Source organism: Streptomyces palmae (genome assembly GCF_004684805.1).
Taxonomy (GTDB): domain Bacteria; phylum Actinomycetota; class Actinomycetes; order Streptomycetales; family Streptomycetaceae; genus Streptomyces; species Streptomyces palmae.
This window is the reverse complement of sequence record NZ_SRID01000495.1, coordinates 1-4,180: the sequence shown is the minus strand read 5'-3', so window position 1 is coordinate 4,180 and position 4,180 is coordinate 1. Positions and strand designations below refer to the sequence as shown.

Annotated in this window: 3 protein-coding genes; 1 reads left to right on the top strand and 2 read right to left on the bottom strand. The window is 75.6% G+C overall.

Annotated features, from left to right (window positions below; all coding sequences use genetic code 11):
- Window positions 1–24 precede the first annotated feature (24 nt).
- The gene (locus E4099_RS33335; protein WP_167828526.1) at window positions 25–918 is read right to left on the bottom strand and encodes a hypothetical protein; all 894 of its coding nucleotides are present in this window, start codon (window positions 916–918) and stop codon (window positions 25–27) included.
- Window positions 919–1,204: 286 nt separating this feature from the next.
- Here E4099_RS33335 and E4099_RS29835 point away from each other — a divergent pair, with 286 nt between their 5' ends.
- Window positions 1,205–2,308, top strand: a complete 1,104-nt coding sequence (locus E4099_RS29835) for a Gfo/Idh/MocA family oxidoreductase (protein WP_135342231.1) — start codon at window positions 1,205–1,207, stop codon at window positions 2,306–2,308.
- Window positions 2,309–2,689: 381 nt separating this feature from the next.
- Here E4099_RS29835 and E4099_RS29830 read toward each other — a convergent pair whose 3' ends face one another.
- Window positions 2,690–4,048 (bottom strand): DUF445 domain-containing protein, encoded by a 1,359-nt coding sequence (locus tag E4099_RS29830; protein WP_135342230.1) that lies wholly within the window; start codon window positions 4,046–4,048, stop codon window positions 2,690–2,692.
- Window positions 4,049–4,180 lie beyond the last annotated feature (132 nt).

Sequence of the window (4,180 nt, the reverse complement as noted above, 5' to 3'; positions counted from 1 at the left end):
CCGCCCCGCCCGCCCCCGCCCCGGTCAGCGGCGGCGTGTGCGGCGGGCGTAGAGGAGCAGGCCGCCCCCGGTGAGCAGGACCGCGGCGGCACCGGCGAGCGGCAGCAGCACCTGGCGGGAGATCCGCACCGCGCGGCCCGTCTCCGCCAGGGCGCCGGGTGGGCGCTCCGGCCCGCCCCCTCCGGTGGACGGGGCGGCACCGGGGCGCCGGGCCGGGTGGTCGGTGATGCGGAAGGTGACCTGGCCGGACCACCCGGCCCCGGTCGCGTCCGCCCCGCTCGGCCGGCCGGCGCTCACCGTCGCGGTGACCGGGCCGAGCGGTCCGTCCGCCGCGAACCGGGAGCGCAGCGCCACGGTCAGATCGCCGTGCGCGGGCACCGTGAACCCCGCGAACCGCCTGCCGGTGAAGACGCCCGCGTTCTCGCCCCCGGGGGTGGACCGGAAGCGCACCGGGCGCCACTGGGCGCCGCGTTCGTCGTAGAACTCGAAGCGGATGTCGTGGGGCCGCAGCCTGCGGGAACGGTCGGCGAGCAGCACCACCGGGTGGACGCCGCGGCAGTCGGCGCCCGTGGTGTTGCGCAGCTCCAGGTGCCAGGCCCGCCAGTAGCCACCGCGCGGAAAGGCGCTGGGCCCGGCGCGTAGTTCCGCGTGCGGGGCGACCTCGCCCGCCGCGCCGCAGTCCGGGGCCGGGGGCGCCGGCGGGAGCCCCTCCCGTACCGGGGCCGCGGCCTGGCGCGCGGCGGCGGCGAGGGGACGCGGTACGGCGGACGGGGCGAGGTCGTCCGACCGGAACGGGGCGGGCCCCACCGAGAGCACGACCACGGCGGCGCAGACGGCCGGGGCACGGAGGGCCGGGACACGGACGCTCCGGGTGGGCGCGGTCGAGGCGGGGACGGCGGGGGCAGTGGGCAGACGCATGGCAGACCTCGGGGATCCGACAGACCGTGTGCGGACCTGGTGCTCGACCGGGCCCGCGCGTTCCGGCCCGTGTCTTCCGGGCTGTCACCGACCTTCCCCGTCCCGGCCCGCGCGGCCGGGGAGGCGGCCGACGACAGCCTCCGGTTGGGCGTGCAGAACCCCTCGATCAGCCGCCCCCCGCTCGCGCCCGGTACGACCGGATGGGCGAACGGGGCCGCCGGCCCGACGGCTCGGCACGGCGGGAGTCGGCCTTGGCCTTCGGCAACGACGTTGTCAGAGTGTCCGCATGGATGACACTCCCGGCACCCCCACCGCTCCCCTCCGCGTCGGCCTGATCGGCTTCGGTCTGGCCGGTTCCGTCTTTCACGCCCCGCTGGTCGCGGCCACCGAGGGCCTGGTCCTGGACACCGTGGTCACCCGCGATCCCGAGCGGCGGCGGCAGGCCCTGGCCGAGCACTCCCAGGTGAGGTTCGCGGACGCACCGGGCGAGCTGTGGCAGCGGGCCGGGGAACTGGACCTGATCGTCATCGCCTCCCCCAACCGCACCCATGTGCCGCTGGCCGAGGCGGCGCTGCGGGCCGGTCTGCCGGTGGTGGTGGACAAGCCGCTGGCCGCGACCGCTGCCGAGGCCGAGGAGCTGGCCGCGCTCGCCGCCGCCCGCGGGCTGCTGCTGAGCGCCTTCCAGAACCGCCGCTGGGACAACGACTTCCTCACCCTGCGGCAGCTGCTCGACCAGGGCGCGCTCGGCGAGGTGTGGCGGTTCGAGTCCCGCTTCGAGCGCTGGCGCCCCAAGCCCAAGGGCGGCTGGCGGGAGTCCGGCGACCCGGCCGAGATCGGCGGACTCCTCTACGACCTGGGCAGCCATCTGGTGGACCAGGCCCTCACCCTGTTCGGCCCGGCCGCCTCCGTCCACGCCGAGGTGGATGTGCGCCGTCCCGGTGCGGAGGCCGACGACGACGTGTTCATCGCCCTCACCCACGCCGGCGGAGTCCGCAGCCATCTGTGGATGAGCGCCACCACCGCCCAGCTCGGCCCGCGCTTCCGGGTGCTGGGCAGCCGCGCCGGCTATGTGAAGTACGGGCTCGACCCCCAGGAGGCCGCACTCCGCGAGGGGCTGCGTCCCGGCCGGGACGGCACCCCCTGGGGCGAGGAGCCCGCGTCCTCCTGGGGGCGGCTGGGCGCCGGCGAGTCGCCGCTGACCGGCGGTGGGGAAGCGGTGCCCAGTGTGCCCGGCGACTACCCGGCGTACTACGCGGCCATCGCGGCGGCCCTGCGGCACGGGGGCGAACCGCCGGTCACCGCCGTCGAGGCCGCCGCCGCCCTCCGCGTCCTGGAGGCCGCCCGCACCTCGGCCGTCGAGGGCCGCACGGTGCGGATGGAAAAAATCTAGAAATCACCCCTTTTCATCACAGAAGGGGCGGGGCTACTCTTTTAGTAAGCCTGTGGGGCGAGCGAGGGAGCTCGGCGCTAGGAGTACATGGCGGGGCCAGCACCTCGGCCGTGTGAGCCGAATGCCGGGCTGAGAGGCCAGAAAGTCGCAAGACCGGAAGGCGACCTCCATTCACCTGATCCGGACAATGCCGGCGAAGGAAGCCCACCTCGCAGGCGCTGACGTGACATGGAACAGCGGGACACCAGGAAGCCCAGGTCGAGCATCTGGGCTTCCTGGCTGCCAGGACCCTTTCCGGGGCAGGTCGGCCGACGGGCAGGACCGCGTACGGAGGCCGGCCGGTGCGTACGCGCCGGCCCGCCCGGAGGCTCCCGTCCGGGGTCACGCCCCCAGCGCCCGCGAGACGGTGTAGATCGCCAGACCGGCCAGCGCGCCCACCACCGTGCCGTTGATCCGGATGAACTGCAGGTCCCGGCCGATGTGGGCCTCGATCTTCCGCGAGGTGTGCTCGGCGTCCCAGCCGGCCACGGTCTCGGTGATCAGCCCGGTGATCTCGTCCCGGTAGGTCGTCACCAGATAGCCGGCCGCGTCCTCCAGCCAGCCGTCCACCTTGGCCCGCAACCGCCGGTCGGCGGTCATCCGGGCCCCCAGCGAGAGGATCGAGGCGCGCGCCCGCAGCCGCAGCTCGCTGCGCTCGTCCTCCGCCGCGGCCACGATCGTGTCCCGGACCGCCGCCCAGGTGGAGGCGATCAGGTCCTGCACCTCGGGCCGCCCGAGCAGCTCCGACTTCAGCCCCTCGACCCGGCGCCGGGTGTCCGGGTCGGCCTTCAGGTCCGTGGCGAAGTCGGCCAGGAAGCGGTCCACCGCGGCCCGCGCCGGATGGTCGGGCATGTCCCGCATCTCCCCGACGAAGCGCAGCAGCTCCCGGTAGACCCGCTCGCCCACCTTGCGGTCGACGAACCGCGGCGTCCAGCCGGGCGCACCGCCCTCCACCGCCCGCATCACCGACTCGCCGTGCCGCTCCAGCCACTCATGGGCGCGTACGCAGACCAGGTCCACCATCCGGCGGTGACCGCCGCCCGCGACCACCTTCTCCAGTAGCGCGCCCAGCGCCGGGGCGACCTCCTGGGCGTTCGCGCGCCGGGTGACCGCCTCGCCCACCACGGCCTGCACATCGGAGTCGCGCAGTACGGTGAGCGCCCCGCGCAGCGCGGTGGCCAGCTCCTCGGTGACCCGGTCGGCGTGGGCGGGCTCGGCCAGCCAGGCCCCCAGCCGGCCGCCCACCCCGACCGCGCGCAGCCGGGCCCGCACCACCTCGGAGGAGAGGAAGTTCTCCCCGACGAACTCGCCGAGGCTGGCGCCCAGCTGGTCCTTCTTGGTCGGGATGATGGCGGTGTGCGGGATGGGCAGCCCCATCGGCCGCCGGAACAGGGCGGTGACCGCGAACCAGTCGGCCAGCGCACCGACCATCCCGGCCTCGGCGGCCGCCGACACATACCCGGCCCAGCCACCGGCCCCGGCCGACCTGGCCCAGGTGGCCAGCGCGTACACCACGGCCACCGTCACCAGGAGCCCGGTGGCGAAGGCCTTCATCCGGCGCACCCCGCGCCGGCGTTCCGCGTCGGCGGGGCCGTCCGCGGCGAGTCCCACCACGGGCCCGCGGCGCCCGCCGCCGCCCGGCGTCCGGTCCTTCAACGGCGTACGGGCCTGGGCACCCGTATCGCCCTCCCTGTGTTCCATCGGCTCCACCCGGTCGAGGGATCCCCCTGTGCATTGTTCACACCTGCCCTACTCCCGGGACCAGCACCCGAGTTCCCCGGCGGGGCGCCCGGCGTGTCCCCGGCCTCCCCCGTCGAGCGCCCTCCCCCGCGT

What these genes read in the sequence shown, in the direction of transcription:
- E4099_RS29830 (WP_135342230.1), bottom strand. Translation starts at nt 4,048, where the DNA reads ATGGAACACAGGGAGGGCGATACGGGTGCCCAGGCCCGTACGCCGTTG.
- E4099_RS29835 (WP_135342231.1), top strand. Translation starts at nt 1,205, where the DNA reads ATGGATGACACTCCCGGCACCCCCACCGCTCCCCTCCGCGTCGGCCTG.
- E4099_RS33335 (WP_167828526.1), bottom strand. Translation starts at nt 918, where the DNA reads ATGCGTCTGCCCACTGCCCCCGCCGTCCCCGCCTCGACCGCGCCCACC.